The sequence below is a fragment of the Providencia sp. 2.29 genome, from assembly GCF_015832305.1.
Taxonomy (GTDB): Bacteria; Pseudomonadota; Gammaproteobacteria; order Enterobacterales; family Enterobacteriaceae; genus Providencia; species Providencia stuartii.
Genome location: NZ_CP065420.1, coordinates 797,062 through 823,018, shown reverse-complemented (window position 1 = coordinate 823,018; position 25,957 = coordinate 797,062). Strand labels below are relative to the sequence as shown.

Below are 25,957 nucleotides of genomic sequence, written 5' to 3'. Positions count from 1 at the left end.
ATGACATGACTCGGTTACGGGCGATAGACTTTTACATTATTAAACCCCTGCTCTTGCAAATAAAGAGCTTGTAAACGGCTCATCACCCCGCGCTCGCAATATAACAAGTAGGTTTTATCTTTTGGTAAATCGCCAAATTGAGTACCCAAGCGGTAAAACGGGATATGCTTAACCTCAATCCCTTCAATGGATAATGGCTTCTCTTCGTGTTCGTCCGTAGAGCGAATATCTAAAATCACTTCATGCTCAGGCGCAAGCTCACTCACCATTTCCACTTCCATGACTTGTTCACGGCTTTCTTGGGCTATCTGGCGAATATCAATATTTTGTGACTGCTCAACGACTTGATCTAAGATACTAAAGTCAAAATTGGCTTCTTCCGCTTCAATTTTCGCTTTCACTGCTTTAACAGTAGGGCTTTTCGAAATCACACCACAATATTCAGGCATGGTTTTCGCAAAATCTTCTGTGCCAATTTGACGGGCAATTTTGATGATATGCTCTTTGTCATGAGAGATAAGAGGACGCAACACCAAAGTGTCAGACGCATTATCAATCAAACGCAAATTGGTCAATGTTTGACTTGATACCTGCCCTAATGCTTCCCCTGTCACTATCGCTTGAACGCCATAGCGTTCAGCAACCTTTGAAGCGGCACGGACCATCATGCGTTTCAAGACAACGCCCATTTGTCCGTCATCTACTTTTTCTAAGATTTCTGCCACAACAGGCTCAAAATTAACCGCAATAAAACGGACTTTATGGGAACTACCAAAGCGGTTCCAGAGATAGTGGGCAATTTGTTTAACACCAATTTCATGAGCCGCTCCACCTAGATTAAAGAAGCAGTAATGAACACGGCAACCACGGCGCATCAACATATAACTTGATACCCCAGAGTCAAAGCCCCCAGAGATCAGTGATAATACATCTTCTTGCGTCCCAATAGGGAAACCACCAATACCTTCATAGCGTGCTTTTACGAGGATCAAGTTTTCGTCTTCTATCTCTAAATGCACCGTAACATCGGGGGCTGTCAGCTTCACTTTCGCAGAAGGAATATGTTGATTTAAGCCACCACCGATATAGCGCTCCGCCTCAATAGAAGTAAACTCATGCTTCCCTCTTCGCTTGACGCGCACACAGAAAGTTTTATTTTCTAGCGAAGGCGCATAAGAGTCATGCACCATCTCATAAATATGGTGCAAACTGGTGAACGGCTTTTCTTCAACTTCTAACACATGGTGAATACCGGGAATGCGCGTCAGCATGTCACAAATTTCGTCGTGTTTCGTTTCCCCTTTAACACGCACTTCAATGTTATCCCAATGACGGACAACCGCGATTTCTTCGCCCAACGGCTTCAGGACATTACGGATATTGCTGGTAAGGATCTTAATAAAACGTAGCCTAACGGTCTGGCTTTTAATCGTAATTTCTGGGAATAACTTAATGATAAACTTCATAATAGCAGCATGTTAATGTTATAGGGGCAAGTGAACGTATTTTCAAAGTGACACACGTACAGGTTACCAATTGTCAATAAAGAGGCGTATTATAGCACTATCTTGTGTGTTGAATCTAAAAACACCAATAATAAATTGTATCCAGCGCGAGACTAAGTTAGTCTGCTCAATTAATACAATCCTTTGATTGAATGATTAAATATTTGTGGTTAAAGAAAGATGGCTAAAGAAAAATCTCAGCAAGTACCTGTAGTTAGCTTCGAAAACTCACTCAAAGAACTTGAGGAAATTGTTTCTCGCCTTGAGTCTGGCTCACTACCACTTGAAGATGCGCTCAATGAGTTTGAACGAGGCATCCAAATCGCTAAACAAGGGCAAAAAGTCCTGCAACAGGCTGAGCAACGCGTGCAAATCCTGCTTAGCGATGATGAAAATAAAGCTCTTGATGATTTTTCACCAGATACCGAATAAATTATGTCCGAACAACACCCTAATAGCTTCACGATACAGCAACAACAAGCGTATGAGCGAGTTAACCAGTATTTACTAAATGCCTTAGATGCGCTTCCTTTCTCTGATTTACCCCTTGCCGCTGCCATGAAACATGGTGCACTACTTGGGGGGAAACGCCTACGCCCGTTTTTGACCTATACTGTAGGAAGCATGCTGGGTGTCGATTCTGTTAATCTTGATGCGCCAGCGGCAGCGGTTGAGTGTATTCACGCCTACTCATTAATTCATGATGATCTCCCTGCTATGGATGATGATGACCTACGGCGTGGGCAACCCACTTGCCATATCAAATTTGGTGAAGGGAATGCCATTTTGGCGGGTGATGCGCTACAAACATTAGCCTTCCAGCTACTGTCTTCCGCAGAAATGCCTGATGTTACTGACAAAGACCGAATTGCTATGTTGTCAGAACTCGCTTATGCCAGTGGTCTAGCGGGTATGTGTGGTGGTCAAGCACTCGACCTTGAGGCTGAAGGCAAGCGTGTTGATCTTGCAGCCCTTGAACGTATTCACCAACACAAAACGGGTGCATTAATACGAGCAGCTATTCGTATGGGTGCTTATGCCGCTGGAATAAAAGGACATAAGGCACTACCTGCATTAGATAAGTATGCAGAATCTATTGGCCTCGCATTCCAAGTACAAGATGATATTTTGGATGTGATTGGTGATAGTGAAGTGACAGGCAAACGCCAAGGCGCTGATGCTGAGCATGAGAAAAGCACGTATCCATCTTTGCTAGGACTTGAAGCGGCTCAAGAAAAAGCTCGCGAGCTGTATTATAATGCGTTGGAAGCGTTAAAAGCCATTGAAGCAGAAGGCTATAATACACAAACTTTAGTCGCCCTAGCGAATTTCATTATCGAGCGTAAAAGCTAATCTTACATACTCTCAAACGATTAAAGATGCGGCTAGGCGAGAAGCGAACAAGTTGCTAGGATCATACAAAAATCTATGGTCAGCACGCGTGAACATAGTCAATAACGCTGCCATCGAGATCATAACGAGTATACAATGCTGCTTTCTATTCATACTATTGATAATAAAAGTGGCATAATAGCTAAATTCAAACGCTGGAATTAACCAGCGTTATTACCTTATTAACAATTATAAATAGTCGTGGGCCCCCTAATGAGTATTGATATCGCTAAGTATCCAACACTAGCGCTGGCAGAAACACCGGAAGAGCTACGTCTGCTGCCGAAAGAAAGCCTGCCGAAGCTGTGTGATGAACTCAGGCAATTTTTACTTAGTAGTGTTGGTCGATCTAGCGGTCACTTTGCCTCTGGTTTAGGCGCCGTTGAACTCACCGTTGCATTACATTATGTCTATAAAACTCCTTTCGATAACCTTGTCTGGGATGTGGGCCATCAAGCCTACCCCCATAAGATTTTAACAGGTCGCCGAGATCGCATTGATACCATTCGTCAAAAAAATGGTTTGCATCCCTTTCCTTGGCGTGACGAAAGCGAATATGACGTATTGAGCGTTGGTCACTCATCAACCTCAATTAGTGCCGGTTTAGGTATGGCCATTGCCGCTGAAAAAGAAGATAAAAACCGCAAAACCGTCTGTGTCATTGGGGATGGTGCGATTACTGCGGGTATGGCATTTGAAGCCATGAACCATGCCGGTGATGTTGCTCCTGATATGTTAGTCATCCTCAACGATAACGAAATGTCGATTTCTGAAAATGTTGGGGCGCTGAATAACCATCTTGCTCACCTGCTCTCTGGCAAGCTCTACACCACTTTGCGTGAAGGTGGTAAAAAAGTGTTTTCTAATATGCCGCCGATTAAAGAGCTATTAAAGAAAACAGAAGAACATATCAAAGGCATGGTCGTTCCTGGCACCATGTTTGAAGAGTTAGGTTTTAACTACATCGGCCCTGTTGATGGTCACGATGTCGTTGCGCTTGTGCAAACCTTGAAAAATATGCGTGATCTAAAAGGGCCTCAGTTCTTACATATCATGACCAAAAAAGGTCGTGGCTATGAGCCTGCTGAAAAAGATCCGATCAGTTGGCATGCTGTTCCTAAATTTGATCCAAGCACATTTACCCTGCCTAAGAGTAAAGAGACCCGTCCTACATTTTCTAAGATTTTTGGGGATTGGCTATGCGAAGAAGCCCAAAACGATGATAAGCTCATGGCTATCACACCGGCTATGCGTGAAGGGTCAGGAATGGTGCGTTTTTCCAAAGAGTACCCTAACCAATACTTCGATGTCGCCATCGCCGAGCAACATGCCGTTACCTTTGCCGCTGGCTTAGCTATCGGTGGTTATAATCCGATCGTCGCGATTTACTCCACTTTCTTGCAGCGCGGTTACGATCAAGTGATCCATGATGTTGCGATTCAAAAAACCCCTATCTTATTTGCCATTGATCGTGCGGGGATTGTTGGGGCTGATGGCCAAACTCACCAAGGGGCATTTGATATCTCTTACCTACGGTGCATTCCAACACTCGTTATCATGACGCCAAGTGATGAAAATGAATGCCGCCAAATGCTACATACTGGTTACCATTATAAAGATGGCCCTAGCGCGGTACGCTACCCTCGCGGAACAGGCACTGGAGCAGAATTACAACCTCTTGCACCACTACCAATTGGTAAAGGGGTCATTCGTCGCCAAGGGGAAAAAATTGCCATCCTCTGCTTCGGTACATTACTCAAACATGCGCTCGTCGCTGCCGAAGCGCTTAATGCAACCGTTGTTGATATGCGCTTTGTTAAACCATTAGATGAAGCACTGATCCTCGATATGGTAAACAGCCATGACATGTTAGTCACGCTAGAAGAGAATGCTATCATGGGCGGTGCAGGCAGTGGTGTTAACGAATTCCTGATGCGCGAACATAAGATGATACCTGTATTAAATCTTGGTTTACCTGATTTCTTTATACCGCAAGGCAGCCAAGAAGAGCTTATTGCTGACTTAGGTCTCGATAGTCAAGGTATTATTCACGCAATCGAACAATATCAGCAGAAATCATAACCTATAGTAAAAAACAGGTATTGTGATAATAACAATACCTGTTTTTCTCAATATTCTTCCTTAATCGATCTTCCATTACAATCCCCTCTTCCTTATGTGAAATTTCATTTTTCTTATTTAAGATAAAATTATTTTGATCATCGATAAGATCAAACTAAGCTAAAATTCTTTTAAAAGGATCTTGCTTTTATCTCAAATAAAGTTCAGTATGAAGTTAATACCCAATTACCCTCATAATAATTTTTGTCATTATTGACATAAATGTCTCATATTTATATGAGATATACGCCTCATTTTTATTTTAGCTGCCTTTTGGCAGCTTTCTTTTGCAAAAAAGAAAATAAATCAAATAGATTCAATAGATTAAGTAATTCCCTCTAATTTTCTAATCGCTATTTTTAATATCCTCTATCTAGAACCTATTATATTTTTCTATAAAAAATCACGGTAATGACCTCTTTGTAACCTATATAAAATAACAACACGGATTATTACGATAACAAAAAGATCTTTTTTGATCGCTTAAAATAAAAAACCCGTCTCAATCACTGACACGGGTTCACTAAACAGCATGATTATTTTATCAACTTAACTATTAACATCCGTTAATGCAAAATGATCAAACCCTTTAAGGGCAACATCAACCGCCTGATTATCACAATAATAACTGATCCCTTCTGATTGCGGTTTTATTTGACCAATACACGTAAAATTAGCGCCTGTATGAGCCAATGCTACTTCTAAAGCACCACGATTAACTTCAGGGATCGTAAAGCAAAGCTCATAATCTTCACCACCACTTAACGACCAAATGCGTGCCTGCTCTACAGAGCAGTTTTGTTGCAACGCCTCGGAAAGTGGTAAAGCATCAAGATTAATACGAGCGCCACAGCCGCTAGCCTTGAGGATATGATTGAGATCGGAAATTAAACCATCAGAAATATCAATCGCGGAAGAAGCTAAGTGGCGTAACGCCTGCCCTTGTAAAATACGCGGCTGAGGACGCAGATGACGCCCAATTAGCCATGACTTTTGGCTCTCATCAGCAATATCTAATTTCCCCTGTAATATTGCTAAACCCGCAGCGCTGTCACCTAGTGTGCCCGTCACGTATATCCAGTCGCCATTACGGGCTCCTGAGCGTGACAATGCTTTCCCACTCGGTACTAAGCCATGTACGGTATAAGTTAGGCTCATTGGCCCACGCGTTGTATCACCGCCAATTAGCTGCATACCGTAATAGTTAATTTGCTCAAATAAGCTATCGCTAAATTGCTCTAACCAATCTGGATCAACATGAGGTAGTGTGATCGCTAGAGAAACCCATGCCGGATCTGCTCCCATAGCAGCAAGATCACTTAAATTAGACGCTAATGATTTGTAAGCAAGATCGGCTGGAGAAATTTCAGGAAGGAAGTGGATACCAGAAACTAATGTATCGGTGCTCACAGCAAGCTGCTGTTTTTCTGGGATGGTCATCAACGCACAGTCATCACCAATACCAATATTCACATCCCGTCTGTTTGTTGTTTGACGGTTAAAGTAACGCGCGATGAGGTCAAATTCGCCATATGACATGGTAGCTTTTCCATTTTCGCTATGCCCAGTTATCAACTTCATCACTGATAATTAGACATAAAAGACAAAGATAGGCCGGAACCCAGCCTACCTCATTACTACTGTAGTATTACAGGAGGGAACCCTGATCAATTTTTATTTTTTACGACGAACAGAAGGCGCAGCCTTATCGAGAACACCATTCACAAATTTATGGCTATCTTCAGCACCAAAAACTTTGGCTAGTTCAATGCCTTCGTTAATTGCAACTTTATAAGGCACATCTTCACGGTAGCTTAGTTCATACATAGCAACACGTAAAATCGCTTTCTCTACCTGCCCCAACTCTTCAAGCTGGCGAGATAGGAAAGGAGCCATTAGCTGGTCAAGCTTAGCAGCGTTATTGGCGACTCCCGACAACAGTTCACGAAAATAAATAACGTCAACGTCAGACATGTCCTGTTCAGCAATAAATTCATATTCCACATCGGAAACATTATTACCGGATAATTGCCATGAATAGATGGCCTGTACAGCACACTCACGAGCGCGGCGACGAGCAGCAGGTTTCACAAGATTCCCCTTAAATAAAAACTAAATCAGCCTTTTACAGCTTTAAGTACATTAATCATTTCTAATGCCGTCAGAGCAGCTTCAGCGCCTTTATTGCCAGCTTTAGTACCAGCACGTTCAATGGCTTGCTCAATATTTTCAGTCGTCAAAACACCGAAAGTGACTGGCACTTCACTGTTCATTGCGACATGAGAAAGACCTGAACTGCACTCGCCTGCAACATATTCAAAATGCGCAGTTCCACCACGGATCACCGTGCCTAATGCAATAACAGCATCGTATTTTTTCGTTTCGGCCAGTGCTTTAACGGTTAATGGTAGCTCGTAAGCGCCTGGCACCCAGACAACAGTGATGTTATCTTGAGACACTTGGCCGATACGCTCTAAAGCATCAACAGCACCGTCCAGCAGACTATCATTAATAAAGTTGTTAAAACGAGCGATTGCAATGGCGACACGCGCTTGTGGCGCGGCAACAACACCTTTAATTACGTTCATAGCCTTCCTTTAATATTAATTATAACCCGCGGGGCGCGGATTTTATCACATTCTTTCGTTAATCGCGTGGTTGAATTTTAGCAAAATGATAAAAAACTTTTATTACCACACAGGACGTAGCCTGACACGCAGGTCATCACCGACTTTCTGCACATCAGTAAATTCAAATTTTTGTGCATCTGACAAATGTGCAAGTGCTGGAATATTCACCAAACCTCGCGCTGTATCCCCTAATAATTTAGGAGCAATATAGACAATCAGCTCATCCACCAAACCAAGTTTTAGCAATGAGCCAGCGAGTATTGGTCCTGCTTCAACCCAAACGCTATTCACATTTCGTTTAGCCAACTGCATCATCAAGATCACAAGGTCAATACCATTATCATCAGATGGAATAGCAAGCTGTTCAACTTGCCCCTGCCAAACCGCATCAGGCTCGGGTTGAGAGCGAACTAACCAACATTCACCTGCCAATTGGGTGACCTTATGTTCCGCCGTGACACGATTATGGTTATCTAAAACAATACGAATTGGTTGACGCAATGTGCTTTGCGGATAAACAGCATGTATCTCGGCAGGTAATTCATTCCAACGTACGGTCAGTGAAGGGTTATCTGCCAGCACAGTACTACTGGTACTCAAAATTGCACTCGCTTGCGCACGCAATACCTGTACGTCCTGCCTTGCTGCTGCTGACGTGATCCATTTACTTTCGCCAGATTCTAAGGCCGTTTTGCCGTCAAGGGAGGCTGCAAGTTTCAGTTGAACATAAGGGAATGCTGTACGCATACGCTTTAAAAATCCACGGTTTAATGATTCCGCTTCTTCCATCAATACGCCACTTGCAGTTTCAATCCCCGCTTGAGAAAGCATATATAATCCCCGACCTGCAACTTGAGGATTGGGGTCTTGCATTGCTGCCACAACACGACGAACACCCGCATTAATCAAAGCCTCAGCGCAAGGTGGGGTACGACCGTGATGACTGCATGGCTCTAATGTTACGTAGGCGGTAGCGCCTTTCGCTTTCTCTCCTGCCATGCGTAAGGCATGAACTTCAGCATGCGGTTCACCCGCTTTTTGGTGATACCCTTCACCAACAATTTCACCATCACGTACGATAACGCAACCCACATTAGGATTTGGTGAAGTGGTAAAACGGCCTTTTTGGGCAAGCTCAAGTGCCCGCGCCATATAGATGCGGTCTTGTTCAATCATGTTCTTAATCCTGTAATTTAGCGATCTCTTCGCCAAACTCCCGTACATCTTCAAAGCTACGGTAGACTGAAGCAAAGCGGATATAAGCCACTTTATCCAGTTTCTTCAGTTCATCCATCACTAAATTACCAATCATTTTAGAAGGGATTTCACGTTCCCCTGTTGCACGTAGTTGTGATTTGATAGAAATAATGGCCTGTTCAACGGCATCAGCACTTACGGGCCGTTTTTCCAAGGCCTTTTGCATACCACGACTTAGCTTTTCTTCATCGAAGGGTTCGCGTACTTCATCACTTTTAATTACCCGTGGCATAACAAGTTCCGCCACTTCAAAGGTGGTGAAGCGTTCATGGCAAAGCAGACATTGACGACGCCTGCGCACTTGAGAGCCTTCTCCAACCAGACGCGAGTCAATTACTTTCGTATCTACAGCAGAGCAAAATGGGCAGTGCATAGTGTTTCCTGATTCTTATTTCGGGTAAACAGTGTAACCCAGAGCTTAATAAAAAACACCCCGCAAGACTGTACATTTGCAGTCTAACGGGGTGTTTTCATGTTTAAGCCATCTTTTTAGAACACACCAGACGGCTTTCATTCAGTCACCTAAGCCACCGACTTTCACCCAATGGGGATTACGGTAGTAAAGACTCTTGGTCAGCACCTTCTTTCTCAACTTTCGGTGGAAGTAAGTGCTCACGTTTCATACCCATTTTCAGTGCTAGTGCAGAAGCCACATAGATAGATGAAATCGTACCGATGGTTACACCGATTAACATGACCAATGAGAAGCCTTCTAACATCGCGCCACCGAAGATATACAGCATCAGCACCACTAACAGTGTTGTTGCAGATGTCATAATGGTACGGCTTAAGGTCTGTGTTAAAGAGACGTTCATGATTTCATACGGTGTACCGCGACGAATTTTACGGAAGTTTTCACGGATACGGTCAGATACAACGATACTGTCGTTCAGTGAATAACCAATAACGGACATCAATGACGCCACGATGGTCATATCTATCTCAATATGGAACAAAGATAGAATACCTAACGTAATCACAACGTCATGGGCAAGTGCTAATACTGCACCTGTCGCTAGACGCCATTCAAAGCGGAAACCAACATAAATCAAGATACAGATAAGCGCCGTTAACAGTGCAAGTGCCCCTGTTTGAGCAAGTTCTGCCCCAACACTAGGCCCCACAAATTCAATACGCTTCACTGTCGCTTGCTCATCAACATTTTTATTGATGATAGTGATGATCTCTTTACCGACTTCTTGACCTGCAACCCCTTCAATAGGTGGTAAACGGATCATGATGTCACGGCTGCTACCAAAATTTTGGATTAAAGGATCTTTGTGAGCCGTATTAGAAAGACTGTCACGAATTTTATCCAAATCAGCTGGCTGACTCAGGTTGACTTCGATGACTGTACCACCAGTGAAGTCAAGGCCCCAGTTAAAGCCTTTCATCCCAATAATCGCGATAGATGCGATCAGTAATACAATAGAAATCCCAAAGGCAACGTTGTCCCAGCGCATAAAGTCATAGACTTTACGACCATAGTTCAATTGTTCAACAGTATAATCCTGTGCCACAACGTGCTCCTTAAATTGACAGCTTGTTGATACGTTTACCGCCATATAGCAGGTTCACGATAGCACGTGTACCAATAATAGCTGTAAACATAGAGGTGGCGACACCGATAGCTGTCGTAATTGCAAAGCCTTTGATTGACCCTGTACCCACTGCATACAGAATAATTGCAGTGATAAGTGTAGTCAGGTTTGCGTCGATAATACTTGAGAAAGCGCCTTTATAGCCTTCATGAATAGATTGCTGGACTGAACGCCCATTGCGCAACTCTTCTTTAATACGTTCGTTAATCAAAACGTTAGCATCGACGGCGACAGCAAGGGTCAGTACGATACCGGCAATACCTGGCATGGTCAGTGTGGCGCCTGGTAACAAGGACATCACCCCAACAATCATGATCAAGTTTGCAAACAACGCCGTACTCGCAATCAAACCAAACTTACGATAGTAAATAATCATAAATAAGATTGAGGCGAACAAACCAGCTAAACAAGCTTTTAGACCTTGTTCAATGTTTTGTAAACCAAGAGTCGGCCCAATAGTACGCTCTTCAACGATTTGGATTGGCGCAATTAACGCACCAGCACGTAGCAATAGCGACAATTGACGAGCTTCGTTTGGATCAGTGATCCCCGTGATACGGAATTGGCTTCCGAAACGCGCAGAAATATTCGCCGCGTTAATCACTTTCTCATCTTTCATCAAAATTACACGGCCTTCGGCATCTTTTTTCCCGCTGTCTTTATATTCAACAAACAGCGTTGCCATTTGTTTACCCTGATTGTCACGGGTAAAATCAGACATGACAGAGCCACCCGCGCTATCAAGGCCAATACTTACTTGTGGCGCACCATTTTCATCACTACCTGAAGTTGAGTCAGTGATGTGGTCACCAGTCAGGACGACTCGCTTATACAGAACGTAAGGGAAGCCATTACGATCATACTTAACCTCAGAATCGCCCGGCACACGGCCATTTTCTGCCGCTGCTGGGTCAACACTTTGGTTAACTAAACGGAACTCTAAGGTTGCCGTTGCCCCTAAAATTTCTTTGGCACGCGCGGTATCTTGGATACCAGGTAACTCAACAACAATACGCTCCGCACCTTGGCGCTGAACAAGAGGTTCTGCAACACCCAATTGGTTTACACGGTTACGAATAATGGTAATGTTTTGAGATACGGCATAGTTACGAGCCTCACGTAGACGCTCATCCGTCATAACCGCAGTCATGGTATTATTGTTACCATTAGAAAATACAAGATCTTGGAACTTACGAAGGAGTATTTTCTCTGCTTGGCTACGATCATCAGCATTACGGAAACGGATCTCAACGCTGTAATTGTCGCCTTTACGGATAGAAGAGTACGGAACTTTTGCTTGGCGCAAGTCGTTACGTATACCGTCCATGTTTTGTTCCTGCAATTTACTTAATGCAGTGTCCATATCGACTTCCATGAGGAAGTGAACCCCACCACGCAGGTCTAGACCGAGTTTCATCGGCTCACCACCAACAGCTTCTAGCCATTTAGGTGTTGCAGGTGCAAGGTTTAATGCAACAACATATTGGTCACCCAGAGCGCTAACCAGTGCTTCACGAGCGCGCAATTGAATATCCGGGTTGTTGAATCGGGCAAGTACAGCCCCATTTTCCAAGGCAATAGATTTGCTCTGGATATTGTCTTTTTCTAACGTTTTTTGGACTTGGATCAGCGTTTGCTCATTGGCGGCGGTTCCCCGCACGCCAGTGATTTGAACAGCCGGATCCTCACCATATAGGTTTGGAAGCGCATAAAGCAGACCGATGAGGATCGCAGCGATCAGCATCAGATACTTCCACAAAGGATAACGGTTTAGCACGGCAGTTCCCTTCGGGAAAAATCAGAAATTAAATACCTTTCATTGTGCCTTTAGGTAAAACAGCAGCAACGAAATCACGTTTGATAGTTACTTCGGTGTTCTCACTCAGTTCAAGAACAACATAACCATTATCAGAAACTTTGGTTACACGACCAATCAAACCACCTGTTGTTAAAACTTCATCGCCCTTAGTGATTGACTCCATCAGTTTACGATGCTCTTTAGCACGTTTTTGCTGTGGACGTAAAATCATAAAATAGAAGATCAAAGCAAACACGGCGAGCATAATAATCATCGTATACGGGTTGCCCTGTGCTGGCGCGCCTGCAGATGCCGCTGCTTCAGAAATAAAAAAACTCATTCAACTTTCCTCATTGTTATTGAACGCTATTTAAAACATAAGTACAGCAAAGCTTAATATGCTACACAGATTAAGCTCATTTCGCACTTAAATTCATTCCATATTTAATGAAGGTTGGCTTTTGCCAATCTTCTGATAGAAATCTTTCGCAAACTCTTCAAAGTTACCATCTTCAATCGCTTGACGAATACCAGCCATTAGACGCTGATAATAACGCAAATTATGAATGGTATTTAGCCTTGCGCCAAGAATTTCATTACAACGATCGAGATGGTGTAAATACGCACGACTATAATGACGGCAAGTATAGCAATCACACTCAGGATCGAGTGTTGAAGTATCCGATTTATACTTCGCATTGCGAATTTTTACCACGCCATTCGTGACAAATAAATGACCATTGCGCGCATTTCGTGTTGGCATCACACAATCAAACATATCGATGCCACGGCGAACACCTTCAACTAAATCTTCCGGTTTACCAACCCCCATTAAATAGCGAGGTTTATCCGCCGGAATTTGTGGGCATACATGTTCTAAGATACGATGCATATCTTCTTTTGGCTCGCCTACCGCGAGACCGCCTACAGCGTACCCATCAAAGCCGATCTCTACCAGCCCCTTAACTGAAATATCACGTAAATCTTCGTAAACACTACCTTGAATGATGCCAAATAGTGCGTTTTTGTTGTTTAATTCATCAAAGCGTTGACGGCTACGTGCAGCCCAACGTAAGGACATCTCCATGGATGTCTTCGCGTAATCCCAATCGGCAGGATATGGCGTACACTCATCAAAAATCATCACGATATCTGAGCCGAGATCGTATTGAATTTCCATTGACTTTTCAGGGCTTAAGAAGATTTTTTCACCGTTAATAGGGTTACGGAAATGCACACCTTCTTCTTTAATTTTACGCATAGCACCAAGGCTAAAGACTTGGAAACCGCCTGAGTCAGTCAAGATAGGACCTTGCCATTGCATAAAATCGTGTAAGTCACCATGCAATTTCATAATCTCTTGCCCTGGGCGCAACCATAAATGGAAGGTATTACCAAGCAGAATTTGTGCACCTGTTTCTTTGACCTCTTCTGGGGTCATCCCTTTGACAGTTCCATAAGTACCAACAGGCATAAAAGCGGGGGTTTCCACCACGCCACGCTCAAAAATCAAGCGCCCACGACGCGCATTGCCATCCGTGGTTTGTAATTCATATTTCACGTTTATTTCTCCTAGCAGCAGAAAAACAGTCTGTTGCTGATATTAACTTTCACAGGCGAGCAGCTTATCCACCGCCTATCTAACTCACGCTACTGCCCAATCTGCTCAAAACGAGCATCAGGATTACGCGTGATATACATAGCATCACCATAACTAAAGAAACGATATTTTTGTGCTACTGCTTCTTTATAGGCCTGCATAGTATTTTGATATCCAGCAAATGCAGAAACTAACATAATCAGTGTCGATTCTGGCAAATGGAAGTTGGTGATCAAAGCATCAACCACTTGATACTCAAACCCTGGATAAATAAAGATTTGGGTATCATCAAAAAATGGGGCTATGAGCGCATCTTGGCTCGCTTTTGCCGCACTTTCTAATGAGCGTACAGAAGTGGTTCCGACAGCGACCACACGGTTACCTCTCGCTTTACATGCCAATACGGCATCCACAACCTCTTGTGGCACCTCTGCATATTCAGAATGCATGACATGATCTTCGATAGTGTCAACACGCACGGGTTGAAAGGTTCCCGCGCCGACGTGTAAGGTGACGAACGCCATTTCAACGCCTTTTTCACGTAGTGCATCCAATAAAGGCTCATCAAAATGCAAGCCAGCGGTAGGAGCTGCAACCGCGCCAGGACGTTGGCTATAAACGGTTTGGTACAGTTCTTTATCCGATTCTTCATCAGGGCGGTCGATATAAGGTGGTAATGGCATATGCCCGATTTCATTGAGGATACTCAATACATCGCGCTGATCATCAAACTGCACTTCAAATAAAGCCCCATGGCGCGCAACCATAGTCGCATTAACGCTTTCATCTTCACCTAAAATCAGCTCTGCCCCCTCTTTCGGGGCTTTAGATGCCCGAATATGAGCAAGTACGCGATGCTCATCCAGCATTCGTTCGACCAGCATTTCGATTTTGCCACCGCTCGCCTTACGACCAAATAGCCTTGCTGGAATGACACGCGTGTTGTTAAACACCAGCAGATCACCGGGTGACAGTTTCTCAAGGATATCCGTAAAAATACCATGCGTGAGCTGCCCCGTTGGGCCATCAAGGCTTAGCAGTCTACATGCGCTTCGCTGCGCTTGAGGATAATGGGCAATTAATTCTTCAGGTAACTCAAAAGTAAAATCGGAAACACGCATTGTCTTAACTTCAATCTAAAAAAACAGGCGACTAGTCTAGTGCTGAGCACTCAAAGGCGCAAGAAATAAGCGTATTTTTGCCGAAAAAACCTTCAATATTTAACAAATATTTCTCAAGTCACGAAAATTTTCTTCCTTATGTCATCGCTGCATCGCTGTTTGCTATTCGATTTCGTGCTAAACGGATATCTCTAGGCAATTTCAGATCCGTGTTAAAACAACAGACCATAGACATCTAAAGATGCGTGCACAGTAAACGGGCTATAATTTACCAAGCATCGAGTATATGATATCAACATGAACTTTCTTGCTCACTTGCATCTTGCCTATAAAGCGAATAGCTCCCTATTGGGCAATATCATGGCCGACTTCGTTCGTGGCAACCCAGAAGGCCATTATGCGCCCGATGTTGTCGCGGGGATCACTATGCATCGAGCCGTTGATAAGGCGACAGACTCTCACCCTTTAGTCAAAGAAGCGCGCGCACTGTTCAGGCCGGATTACCGTCGGGTCGCGCCGATCACACTTGACCTTGTATGGGATCATTTCCTCTCATTGCATTGGTCTAAAATCGAACAAACTATCGGATTGGCCGATTTCATCTATTATGCACGTCGCCAAATTGAACCTAATCTGCGTCATACGCCTGAAAAGTTTCAGGAGTTAAATGAGTTTCTCTGGCCCCAAAATTGGTTAATTCGCTATGCAGATAAAACATATATAGGGCAATCGTTGAATGGAATGGCACGTCGGCGGCCTAAACTACATGCGCTTAGCGGCTCTTTTGATGACTTTTTATTGCAATATAAGCCACTTGAACAGATTTTTTTCCAGTTTTATCCGCAAATGATACAACAGGCTGAACAAGGAATATTTGTCGGTCACCTCACAACACTGAAGCCTTGATCAATTATCACTTGTACTTTACCGTAATAAAACTATTGTATTGATATCAATTTGTTAAATAAGTATAATTGATAGATAAAAACTATCACAGAAATTGGTATTTATACCTTTATTCTTTGTAGGGAATTTCATATTCTCTCTTGATATATTGCCTAAATAATTTGAACGGTTTGTTGGCAACCAGCGAAAGGCTTCCTAGCAGCAAAATAGCGCTATCACTAGGCACCTAACGCGGTCCAATAAGTGGTTTAAACTATTATGGATATAAAACCTTTAATTCAAACTCATAGGAGTAAATTATGGTTCTGGTAACACGTCAAGCCCCTGACTTTACTGCTGCAGCTGTTCTAGGTAACGGTGAAATTGTTGACAACTTTAACCTGAAAAATCACCTAAACGGCCGTCCAGCGGTGATCTTCTTCTGGCCAATGGACTTCACTTTTGTTTGTCCTTCAGAACTTATCGCGTTCGACCACCGTTATGAAGAATTCAAAAAACGTGGTGTGGAAGTAATCGGTGTTTCTTTTGACTCTGAATTCGTTCACAACGCATGGCGTAAAACTCCTGTTGATAACGGCGGTATTGGTGAAGTGAAATACCCAATGGTTGCTGACGTCAAACGTGAAATCATGAAAGCATACGGCATTGAGCACCCAGAAGCTGGCGTTGCTCTGCGTGGCTCTTTCTTGGTCGACAAAAATGGCGTTGTGCGTCACCAAGTCGTTAACGACCTACCACTCGGTCGTAACATCGATGAAATGCTGCGTATGGTTGATGCGCTGCAATTCCACGAAGAGCACGGTGATGTTTGCCCAGCGCAATGGGAAAAAGGTAAAGAAGGCATGAACGCATCACCTAAAGGTGTTGCTGACTACCTGACTAAAAACGCAACTGGCCTATAATTCATAGCGTTTACTGTTTTTATGGATCGGCATAAACTTCGGTTTATGCCGATTTTTTATTTTTGACAATCCCATTTGCCCGCTTTTACTTTATTCTCTGCTTTTTATTCGTCTTTTTTCAAATAATTATTGCTAGAAAGTTCTTAATTGATGCTAAAGAACAATATATCTGAGGATATATAGCGCACCATACTTTTACAGGACTGCTATTTATAATATGGTTACATTTATCCATAAATAGTTACATTTTTAACTCAATATAGCGTCAATCGTAAAGTAGGAAAAAACAATGAAATTTAAACTGTTAGCATCGGTTGTTATAGCTGGTACTTTGCTTGCAGGCTGTGATAACAACCAAACAGCCTCTGAAAGTAATTTCAAAAAATCCATTCAAGATTATCTCGATACTAAATCGGCTATTTGTATCAATACTGGCCCATTCCCTGCTGAGCTTTTAGCACAAGCAAATACTCGAAAAATAGAACAATTAGATAGTTTGGTTGATGCTGGATTATTAAACAAATCAGAAAAAAAAGTCGTTATCAAAGATATGTGGGGAACAGAACAAACAGGTGAAGGTGTTGAATTTACCTTAACGAGTGAAGGTCAAAAATTCTTTGATGAAGCAAAAGCCGAATTTTCTGGGCGTGGCAGCTTCTGTACAGGTAAGTTAGTGGTCACTGAAGTCACGAATTTCACAGAGCCAGCTGAGCGCGGTGGTCAAAAAATCTCTATCGCTAACTTTAAACAAAAAATTGAAGATGTGGCACCTTGGGCCAAAAATGAAAAAGTCATTGCCGCCTACCCACAAATCAAATCAATCCAAGAGCGTGCTGAAAAATCACAACAAAGCCCATTGGTACTGACCAATAACGGCTGGATCCATATTGCATTGTTCAACCAAAAATAAATTTGTCTCCCTAAGCAGAGCCACGATCAGGCTCTGCTTAACCCATTGTTTTATATGTTTAAGTTAATTTTTTCACTACATTGTTAACATTTCTCGATTGTATCTTTCAGTCTCTCCAGCTATTTTATGCTATACATAAAGAACACAATTAATTAACAAATGAATCACATTAGTTAATTGTGTTACTCAATTTCATAAAAAGCCCATTCCATTTTATTCATCGGGAGATACGAATGATAAAAACATCATGGCGCCCCTCTGTCCTATTACTTTCACTGCTTATCTCACCTCAACTCTTTGCCGCCTCAGAACCTGCTGTCGAGGCCAAAAAAGGAATGGTTGTGTCTTCTCAACACCTAGCCTCTCAAATTGGTGCCGACATCCTTAATGCAGGCGGTAATGCAGTTGATGCGGCTGTTGCTGTGGGATATGCCCAAGCCGTGGTTAATCCATGCTGTGGGAATATTGGTGGCGGCGGATTTATGACCATTCACCTTGCTAATGGCAAAGATCTTTTTATCAACTTTAGAGAAACCGCCCCAGAAGCCGCTAGCGCTAATATGTACTTAGATAAGAATGGTAATTTAATAAAAGATGCCAGCCTCTATGGTTACCTCGCATCGGGGGTTCCGGGAACGGTAAAAGGGCTTGATTATGCGCTCGAAAAATATGGCACAATGAGCCGCCAGCAAGTCATGGAGCCGGCAATTAAATTAGCCAGAGAAGGTTTTGTTTTAACGCGGGCAGATACCGATGTCCTAGATACCACTGTCGATCGCTTTAAGCAAGACCCAGAAGTCGCACGCATTTTTTTAAAACCTAATGGTAGTGCCTTTCAACCCGGCGATCTGTTAGTACAAACCGACTTAGCCAATACCCTTGAAAAAATTGCGAAAGAAGGCCCTAAAGCTTTCTATGAAGGCGAAATACCGAAGATCGTAGAAGAAGCGTCTAAAAAGAATGGGGGGATCTTAACCGCAAAAGATTTTGCTAATTATACGATCACCGACACCACACCAATTAGCTGTACCTATCGAGGCTATAAATTTATTTCAGCACCACCGCCTAGCTCGGGTGGGGTAACCATCTGCCAAACACTCAATATCTTAGAAGGCTATAACCTTAAAGAGATGGGGTTCAATTCGGCAGAATATATTCATACTCTCACAGAGGCAATGCGCCATGCCTACATGGATAGAAACACTTTCCTAGGCGATCCGGCATTTGTCGATAACCCAACCGACAAGTTATTGAGTAAAGCCTACGCAGAAGAGCTACGTAAAGAGATCAAACCTAACCAAGCAACGCCATCAACACAAGTCCAACCCGGTGTAGGGCCACATGAAAAACCAGAAACCACTCATTACTCTGTTGTCGATGACAAAGGTAATGCGGTTTCAACGACTTATACCATCAATGGACGTTTCGGCTCCGTGGTGATCCCGCCTGGTACAGGGTTCTTTTTAAATGATGAGATGGATGATTTCACCACCAAAGTCGGTGAGAAAAATATGTATGGTTTAGTTCAAGGTGAAAGAAACGCGATTGCTCCTGGTAAGCGCCCACTATCATCGATGAGCCCAACCATAGTGACCAAAGATGGTAAAGTGTTCTTAGTGCTCGGCTCCCCAGGCGGGTCACGGATTATTTCAATCACATTGCAAACCGCCCTGAATATCATTGACCATGGAATGCCTCCTCAAGAAGCCGTGAACGCACCGCGTATCCACCATCAATGGTTACCCGATGAAGTTTACTATGAGGAGCGTGGTGTCTCTAAAGATACCTTAGCGTTGCTCGATAAGATGGGTTACAAAATGGTAGAACAAACACCATGGGGCGCAGCAGAGTTAATTATGGTGCCCGTACCGGATGCTAAAGGAGATAAAACAGACTCATCAGGCAATGATGCCGCAGTTTCAGGCAAAGTTCGCCAAGGCTATATCTACGGTTCAAATGATGTTCGTCGTCCAGCCGGTAAAGCCGTTGGTGTCGATTAAAATCCACACTTAAAACAAATGGCGGGATAACCCGCCATTTAAATGATTAGCTAAGCGGGGAGACCCGCTTAGTATTATCTACTAAAAAATCAACAAATTGATATTTTTAATGGTTTTCACAATCTCTTATGACCGCAGCCAAACACCTTGATGTTGACCCACGGCCTGAAATTACCTTGCGTTATTTACGAATAAAATTATCCACAATAAGGCTGATCGCTTCTTCACTACGACCATGTAAAACCGCTTTTGCCGTATAAAGCCCCATACCGACAACACTATTAAGCTCTACATTCGGTGGCATAACCAATTCATTCGGTGAAGTATGCACGTTTAATACCGCTGGGCCATTATAATTTAGGAAGCGGATAACAGCGTCCTCCAATGCTTCTGGGGATTCAACTGATTCACCAAACATCCCTAACGCACTCGCCAACTTACCAAAATCAGGGTTTTCTAAATCGGTATAGTTATTCAATAACCCTTCAACTTTTTGTTCTAATTCAACAAAGTTAAGCGATTTATTGTTGATGATAACGATTTTTGCCGCCAATTTTTCTTGCATCATAGTGAGTAGATCGCCTAATAGCATCGCTAACCCACCATCACCTGACATAGAGATCACTTGGCGATTAGGAAACGCTTTTTTCAATCCTAATGCTTGGGGCATTGCGTTAGCCATGGTGCCATGTTTTAAGCTCGTTAATGTTCTTCGCTGCCCATTGGTATTGATATAGCGCAGCATCCAAACCATTGCAGAACCCCCATCTGCCGTAAAAATAGCGTCGCTATCTGCATGCTTATCGAGTAGCTGAGCAAGGTATTGAGGGTGGATGACATGAGCTTTCGCCCCTTTTTCTAGCCAGCTAATTTTTTCGAGTGTCTTTTTGTGCAAATCGACAGATTTACGTAAAAACTCATCATCGGTTTTATTGTCAATTAAAGGCAATAATTGCAATAAGGTTTCATTGACATCACCATTAAGCCCTAAATTGACAGGGTGGCGTTTACCGATATTTTCTAAATTAATATCAACTTGTACGATGGTTGCTTTTTCAGGGAAAAATTGAGGCCATGCGAAATCAGTACCTAACAGCAGCAAAGTATCGCAGTTTTTTAACATGGTAAAACCGGACTCAATACCGATCATTCCCGTCATTCCCACATTATATGGGTTATCATATTCAATAAAATCTTTGGCTCGTGAGGTATGTGCAATTGGCGCTTTTAATTTTTCTGCCAATTGAAGAAGTGCTCCTCTGGCATCTTTACTACCAATCCCCGCATAAATACCTATTTTCTTACCTTTATTTAATACATCTGCCAGCGCTTTAATATCTTCTTGAGCAGGGATAATTCGCGGTTGATGATAATTGACGGCTATTTTATTTGGATAGTCTATTTCAGACTTACTTATATTTACTGGAAGAATAATAACAGCGACACCTTTTTGACTTAAAGCTGCACTAACGGCATTTTTTGTCACTTCTATCGCTTTATCAGGGCTAATAATTTCTTCGCAGAATACTGAGCATTCACTATAAACGGATTTAAAATCGACGTATTGAGGGAAAGAACTATCGGTTGTATTAGTATCTAATTGGCTTGCAATCAAAATAACAGGCGCGCCATTGCGATGTGATTCATATAATCCATTAATAAAATGTAAGCTTCCAGGTCCACAGGAGCCTGCACATGCGGTGAGTTGGCCTGAAATAAAGGATTCGGCACCGGCGGCAAATCCCCCAACCTCCTCATGCCTTACATGGATCCACTCCATCTTACTTTCATGTATCGCATCCGTGACATAATTTAAGGTATCACCAACGATGCCATAACAATGCTTCACACCTGAATTTTGGAGAATATCAACAATCACGCTAGCAACATTTTTTTTCATGCAAGGCTCCAATAGCAGATTATTTCTTATAAACAAAAGATCACAGATGACTCTTGTCTACATATTTATATTATTAATATCACAATAAGTAATAACTGCAATTAAAAGCACTATTTTTATTTTAAACCTTTCTTTTTATGATATTTTTCCGTCAGAATAAGAAGTAAAAAAGGAGCTAATAAGCTCCTTTTTCTATTATTGAATATTGATATTTTTAGGCTTGTTTATGTTCGGCTGCGGGTGTGATCACTCGGTCACAAATTGCCGCTACAATTAACACCACAAATGATGGTAATAACCATGCCAAATCTTGTTGATATAACGGAATTCCAGTCATCCAATCAGGAATATACGTTTTCAGATGATCTGACGCTTTCGCTGCACCAATTAACCCCACAATAAAACTGGTCAACATGGTTGGGGCAATCACCACACTTGGGTTACGCCACCACTTTAAAGTAAAGCTTAATAAAATAAGCACAATACAAGGTGGGTAAATCGCCACTAATACAGGAACAGAAAACGCAATCAGTTTACTTAATCCAAGATTAGAAACGACCATGGAGAATGCACCAAGTACCAAAACTAGCGTGCGGTAAGAGATTGGCACATAGCGGCTAAAGAACTCCGCGCAAGCACAGGTCAAACCAACAGCCGTCACCATACAGGCAACAAAAATCAATACGGCAAGGAAGAAGCTACCATAGTTACCAAATGTATACTGAACATAGGCATGCAGAATATCAGCACCATCTTGAGGGTTTGGAATAATGGATGCGCTGTTTTCACCTAATTTAAATAGTGAAAGGTAAACCAGTGTCAGTAGCACTCCCGCAATCAGCCCCGCCCACATGGTATAGCGGGTCAGCAGTGAGGAGTTTTCGATACCTCGCGAACGAGCCGCATTAACAATCACGATACCAAAGACCATTGCTCCCAATGTATCCATCGTCAAATAGCCATTGATAAAGCCATTTGAGAAGGCCATATCGCGGTATTCATCTGTTGATAACATAGGTTGACCTGCCGGCCAAAGCACAGCCGCAACACCAAGGATAGCAAGGGCTAACATTTTTACAGGTGCCAGTATGTGACCTACACTATCCAGTAGTTTACCTGGGTATAGAGAAATACCGATGACTAGCACAAAATAGACTGCACTATAAATTAATAATGATATATCTGATTCACCACCAAGTAGCGGTGCAATCCCCACTTTGTAAGAAACCGTCGCAGTGCGAGGCGTGGCGAATAGCGGGCCAACGGACAGGTAAGCAACAACAGCAAGCAATAGCCCCGCCGTTTTACCAACAGGTGTACTTAGGGCTTCAATACCCCCACCCACTTTGGCTAATGCCACAACGGTTAAAACAGGCAACCCCACACCTGTAACCAAAAAGCCTAGCGCGGCAGTCCACACTTGCTCGCCAGCCTGTAAGCCAACCATTGGTGGAAATATGATATTTCCAGCACCAACGAAGAGCGCAAAGGTCATAAAACCTAAGGCAAGAATATCTCTGGATGTTAAACGATGAGCCATATTTTATGTTAAATCTTTGTAACGGTGTTAGAAAATATAGAGTAACCAATCAGTAACTCTTTGAATTATAAATGGCGGTATAGAATTCTAATTAACAAGTTGATAAACAATACAATGTGTACGATTTATCACATCAGGCAAGATTAAAAATCAAAAAACAGAAAAAATCGCCAATAACTGGCTACAAGTAAAACTTTTATAGGGAAAAAAGGCAATAGCAAACCTAAAAACAAGAATAAATCTCTAAAGTATTTTTTATAACTAGTGATTACTGTCAGTAAAATAAGAATATGCGCTATATGATTTGAACAAAAAACAACCAATTAAACCATTATTTATCTTATCTTTTAAATCGATTATGGTTTTGCAAAGCGAAATATAGGTTTTTTAGAAAACAGAAATTTTTAATAACCCATCACAAATATAGAGAGATTCATTTTTTAAATAAGAAGGAGCGACATATCTGGCGGTGATAATGATATGTTGGATTGGGTCGATAAGAACGGCTGTTTGCCGCTCTCATCGAGGTATGTCACATCTTTAATGAAGTGTTTTAGCTGTTTTTTTGTCTGATACGATCAATACAGGAGGCAGAGTAAAAGAGAATTCGCTCCCCTTGCCTAACTGACTGGTTATCATTAATTGGCTATTATGATGCTGCAAAGCGTGCTTGACGATCGCTAAACCAAGCCCCGTTCCTCCCCCTGTTTGGCGAGACCTCGCCTTATCAACACGGTAGAAACGTTCAGTTAAACGTGGAATATGCTCTGGGGGGATCCCCAACCCATTATCAGCAACGCCAAAACGTGCCCCATTATGTGTTTTCTGCCAACTGACTTGGATCGTTGTTCCTTCCGGTGTATGCATAATGGCATTATAGACCAAGTTAGCCACCGCACTACGAAGCTGCTCTTCATTACCGTAAACATACAGCTTTTCATCAACCATAAATTTAAACTGTTGCCGCCCTTGGCTTAAACTCATCGCTTCCTGTTCAATCATTTTTAAAATTACAGGAATATTTACCTGCTCATCTAAATTAATATGAGGCGCCACTTCAATGCGAGATAACTGTAACAGTTGTTTAATCAAATTATCCATTCGATGCGCCTGCTCTTGCATTACCGTTAACGCTTTTTTGTTGGCAGCTGAGGCATTTTCTTGATCATCTAATACTTCAAGATAACCTTGGATCACCGTTAGTGGTGTGCGTAGTTCATGGCTGACATTCGCAAAAAAGTCTCTACGTGCTTTTTCTAATCGGCGCTTTTCCGTGACATCCCTCGCAACCATTAATAGCTGACCTTCGGTATAAGGTAAGACACGAAATTCAACAATAGCGCCACTGTTTAGCTCTATCGTTAACGCTTGTTCATAGTTTTGTAATGTAAAATAACGGCTGAAATCTGGATAGCGTAATAAATTAAAAATCGGTTGCCCGCTATCTTCCGGCCAGCGAAAACCTAATAAATGTTGAGCATGGCGATTACACCAGAAAATATTCCCTTCAAGAGTCATCATTACGACGGCATCAGGGAGAGATTCTGCGCCACTGCGAAAGCGTTTGATCAACTGCCCTAATTCACGCCGACGTTTTCGGTTGCGCTGCTGAAGCTGATAGATCCCATAAAAGATTGGCTCCCAGCCGCCTTTACCATCAGGGGGCAGCATGCTCCGATCAAGCCATAACCAATATGACAACTTCATCAAGTTATAACTGTGCCAAATCAGCGCTGCGGTCAATGAGATGACTAAAAGCCATGCAAGATGGCCGATAAAAATCGATAAGATTAATGCAGGTAAGATGAATAAAAACAGCCCCCAAATTAGCTGTTTCCATGATAGGCGTTCAAGCACTGGTATCTCCTGTTATTGATCAGTAACGCACTGAGAAGCGATAACCAGTACCACGCACTGTTTGAACCATTTTATCATGCCCTTCAGCCTCCAAGGCTTTTCTGAGGCGGCGGATATGCACATCAACCGTTCTATCTTCAACATACACATTCGCTCCCCATACATAATTGAGTAACTGCTCGCGGCTATATACTCGTTCAGGGTGAGTCATAAAGAAATGCAGCAGCTTATACTCCGTCGGCCCCATATCAATAGGAGTGTCATTACTGCTGACCCGATGAGACGTTGGGTCTAGTGTTAACCCGTTCATTTCAATAATGTCTTCTGTTGCCATCGGGGAAATACGACGTAGAATGGCTTTCACACGAGCGACAAGCTCTTTGGGTGAAAACGGCTTTATTAGGTAATCATCCGCCCCCACTTCCAATCCTTTTACGCGGTCCTCCTCCTCCCCTCTTGCGGTTAACATCATCACAGGAATATCGCGCGTATCACTGTCACGTTTCATGTGTTTAATCACTTGAATGCCTGAACCACCAGGGATCATCCAGTCTAATAAAACAAGGTCGGGTAATGGATCAACTAACTGCGCGATGGCGGAATCATAATCATCAGCTTCAATCGACTGAAAACCATTCTGCTCTAATACAAAACAAACCATTTCTCGGATGGGCGCTTCATCTTCAACCACTAGAATGCGTCTTGCCATGATTAATCCTGTAAATAAGAAGAGATCATTAAAAGTGAAAGCATTATGCGTCACTTTTATGACAGAATTATGAATACCGTCATCAAATAACAATAATCCTTTCTATATTAGCGGTAAATTGTCATTTAAGTGAAACATTCTCGTCATACTTTACATCGTCGCGCCTGCTGCTTCGCCTATCGTTATCACATTGAATTGTCTGCTTGTT

At 42.7% G+C, this 25,957-nt stretch carries 22 protein-coding genes; 7 read left to right on the top strand and 15 right to left on the bottom strand.

The window, feature by feature from the left end:
* Nucleotides 1-14: 14 nt before the first annotated feature.
* Nucleotides 15-1,466: a tRNA uracil 4-sulfurtransferase ThiI gene (gene thiI, locus I3B46_RS03515; protein WP_004926994.1), complete on the bottom strand. Its 1,452-nt coding sequence runs from the start codon at nucleotides 1,464-1,466 to the stop codon at nucleotides 15-17.
* Nucleotides 1,467-1,685: 219 nt separating this feature from the next.
* On the opposite strand from thiI, the gene xseB reads away from it, so the two are divergent.
* The 3 genes from xseB (at nucleotide 1,686) to dxs (ending at nucleotide 4,979) form a co-directional block, all read left to right on the top strand.
* Complete coding sequence (gene xseB / locus I3B46_RS03510) at nucleotides 1,686-1,937, top strand: exodeoxyribonuclease VII small subunit (RefSeq protein ID WP_004926992.1); 252 nt, start codon at nucleotides 1,686-1,688, stop codon at nucleotides 1,935-1,937.
* A gap of 3 nt (nucleotides 1,938-1,940) precedes the next feature.
* Nucleotides 1,941-2,858, top strand: a complete 918-nt coding sequence (gene ispA / locus I3B46_RS03505) for a (2E,6E)-farnesyl diphosphate synthase (protein WP_004926990.1) — start codon at nucleotides 1,941-1,943, stop codon at nucleotides 2,856-2,858.
* Nucleotides 2,859-3,110: 252 nt separating this feature from the next.
* Nucleotides 3,111-4,979 (top strand): 1-deoxy-D-xylulose-5-phosphate synthase, encoded by a 1,869-nt coding sequence (gene dxs, locus I3B46_RS03500; RefSeq protein WP_014656775.1) that lies wholly within the window; start codon nucleotides 3,111-3,113, stop codon nucleotides 4,977-4,979.
* Between the two features lie 588 nt (nucleotides 4,980-5,567).
* On the opposite strand, the gene thiL is transcribed toward dxs, so the two are convergent.
* The 10 genes from thiL to queA form a co-directional block, all read right to left on the bottom strand.
* On the bottom strand, nucleotides 5,568-6,557 hold the full coding sequence (thiL, locus tag I3B46_RS03495; RefSeq protein ID WP_014656776.1) for a thiamine-phosphate kinase: 990 nt from the start codon (nucleotides 6,555-6,557) through the stop codon (nucleotides 5,568-5,570).
* A 135-nt stretch (nucleotides 6,558-6,692) separates the two neighbouring features.
* A complete protein-coding gene (nusB, locus tag I3B46_RS03490; RefSeq protein ID WP_004926984.1) occupies nucleotides 6,693-7,109 on the bottom strand; it encodes a transcription antitermination factor NusB in 417 nt (138 codons plus the stop codon).
* A 26-nt stretch (nucleotides 7,110-7,135) separates the two neighbouring features.
* On the bottom strand, nucleotides 7,136-7,606 hold the full coding sequence (gene ribH, locus I3B46_RS03485) for a 6,7-dimethyl-8-ribityllumazine synthase (protein WP_004926982.1): 471 nt from the start codon (nucleotides 7,604-7,606) through the stop codon (nucleotides 7,136-7,138).
* Between the two features lie 102 nt (nucleotides 7,607-7,708).
* The gene (ribD, locus tag I3B46_RS03480; RefSeq protein ID WP_088499025.1) at nucleotides 7,709-8,824 is read right to left on the bottom strand and encodes a bifunctional diaminohydroxyphosphoribosylaminopyrimidine deaminase/5-amino-6-(5-phosphoribosylamino)uracil reductase RibD; all 1,116 of its coding nucleotides are present in this window, start codon (nucleotides 8,822-8,824) and stop codon (nucleotides 7,709-7,711) included.
* Nucleotides 8,825-8,828: 4 nt separating this feature from the next.
* Nucleotides 8,829-9,278, bottom strand: coding sequence for a transcriptional regulator NrdR (gene nrdR / locus I3B46_RS03475; RefSeq protein ID WP_004926977.1), 450 nt, complete (start codon nucleotides 9,276-9,278; stop codon nucleotides 8,829-8,831).
* Nucleotides 9,279-9,456: 178 nt separating this feature from the next.
* Nucleotides 9,457-10,425 carry a protein translocase subunit SecF gene (gene secF, locus I3B46_RS03470; protein ID WP_014656778.1) on the bottom strand — a complete coding sequence of 323 codons (969 nt, stop codon included), beginning with the start codon at nucleotides 10,423-10,425 and terminating at the stop codon, nucleotides 9,457-9,459.
* Nucleotides 10,426-10,435: 10 nt separating this feature from the next.
* Entirely contained in the window at nucleotides 10,436-12,283 is a 1,848-nt protein-coding gene (secD, locus tag I3B46_RS03465) for a protein translocase subunit SecD (RefSeq protein ID WP_014656779.1), read from the bottom strand.
* Between the two features lie 28 nt (nucleotides 12,284-12,311).
* Nucleotides 12,312-12,644: a preprotein translocase subunit YajC gene (yajC, locus tag I3B46_RS03460; RefSeq protein WP_004926971.1), complete on the bottom strand. Its 333-nt coding sequence runs from the start codon at nucleotides 12,642-12,644 to the stop codon at nucleotides 12,312-12,314.
* A 93-nt stretch (nucleotides 12,645-12,737) separates the two neighbouring features.
* Complete coding sequence (gene tgt, locus I3B46_RS03455) at nucleotides 12,738-13,865, bottom strand: tRNA guanosine(34) transglycosylase Tgt (RefSeq protein ID WP_004926970.1); 1,128 nt, start codon at nucleotides 13,863-13,865, stop codon at nucleotides 12,738-12,740.
* 89 nt (nucleotides 13,866-13,954) lie between these two features.
* On the bottom strand, nucleotides 13,955-15,025 hold the full coding sequence (gene queA, locus I3B46_RS03450; protein WP_036941828.1) for a tRNA preQ1(34) S-adenosylmethionine ribosyltransferase-isomerase QueA: 1,071 nt from the start codon (nucleotides 15,023-15,025) through the stop codon (nucleotides 13,955-13,957).
* Nucleotides 15,026-15,322: 297 nt separating this feature from the next.
* On the opposite strand from queA, the gene I3B46_RS03445 reads away from it, so the two are divergent.
* The 4 genes from I3B46_RS03445 to ggt all read left to right on the top strand — a co-directional run bounded on the left by I3B46_RS03445 (nucleotide 15,323) and on the right by ggt (nucleotide 19,743).
* The gene (locus I3B46_RS03445) at nucleotides 15,323-15,931 is read left to right on the top strand and encodes an acyl carrier protein phosphodiesterase (RefSeq protein ID WP_014656782.1); all 609 of its coding nucleotides are present in this window, start codon (nucleotides 15,323-15,325) and stop codon (nucleotides 15,929-15,931) included.
* A gap of 299 nt (nucleotides 15,932-16,230) precedes the next feature.
* A complete protein-coding gene (locus tag I3B46_RS03440) occupies nucleotides 16,231-16,833 on the top strand; it encodes a peroxiredoxin C (RefSeq protein WP_004926964.1) in 603 nt (200 codons plus the stop codon).
* Between the two features lie 289 nt (nucleotides 16,834-17,122).
* Nucleotides 17,123-17,743, top strand: coding sequence for a hypothetical protein (locus I3B46_RS03435; protein ID WP_104872993.1), 621 nt, complete (start codon nucleotides 17,123-17,125; stop codon nucleotides 17,741-17,743).
* Nucleotides 17,744-17,976: 233 nt separating this feature from the next.
* Nucleotides 17,977-19,743, top strand: a complete 1,767-nt coding sequence (ggt, locus tag I3B46_RS03430) for a gamma-glutamyltransferase (RefSeq protein ID WP_004926960.1) — start codon at nucleotides 17,977-17,979, stop codon at nucleotides 19,741-19,743.
* A gap of 181 nt (nucleotides 19,744-19,924) precedes the next feature.
* Here ggt and I3B46_RS03425 read toward each other — a convergent pair whose 3' ends face one another.
* The 4 genes from I3B46_RS03425 to phoB all read right to left on the bottom strand — a co-directional run bounded on the left by I3B46_RS03425 (nucleotide 19,925) and on the right by phoB (nucleotide 25,749).
* Complete coding sequence (locus I3B46_RS03425; protein WP_104872994.1) at nucleotides 19,925-21,643, bottom strand: thiamine pyrophosphate-dependent enzyme; 1,719 nt, start codon at nucleotides 21,641-21,643, stop codon at nucleotides 19,925-19,927.
* Between the two features lie 214 nt (nucleotides 21,644-21,857).
* Entirely contained in the window at nucleotides 21,858-23,183 is a 1,326-nt protein-coding gene (gene brnQ, locus I3B46_RS03420) for a branched-chain amino acid transport system II carrier protein (protein ID WP_004926953.1), read from the bottom strand.
* 540 nt (nucleotides 23,184-23,723) lie between these two features.
* Nucleotides 23,724-25,040 carry a phosphate regulon sensor histidine kinase PhoR gene (gene phoR, locus I3B46_RS03415; protein WP_004926950.1) on the bottom strand — a complete coding sequence of 439 codons (1,317 nt, stop codon included), beginning with the start codon at nucleotides 25,038-25,040 and terminating at the stop codon, nucleotides 23,724-23,726.
* A 19-nt stretch (nucleotides 25,041-25,059) separates the two neighbouring features.
* The gene (gene phoB / locus I3B46_RS03410; protein ID WP_014656785.1) at nucleotides 25,060-25,749 is read right to left on the bottom strand and encodes a phosphate regulon transcriptional regulator PhoB; all 690 of its coding nucleotides are present in this window, start codon (nucleotides 25,747-25,749) and stop codon (nucleotides 25,060-25,062) included.
* Nucleotides 25,750-25,957: the final 208 nt, after the last annotated feature.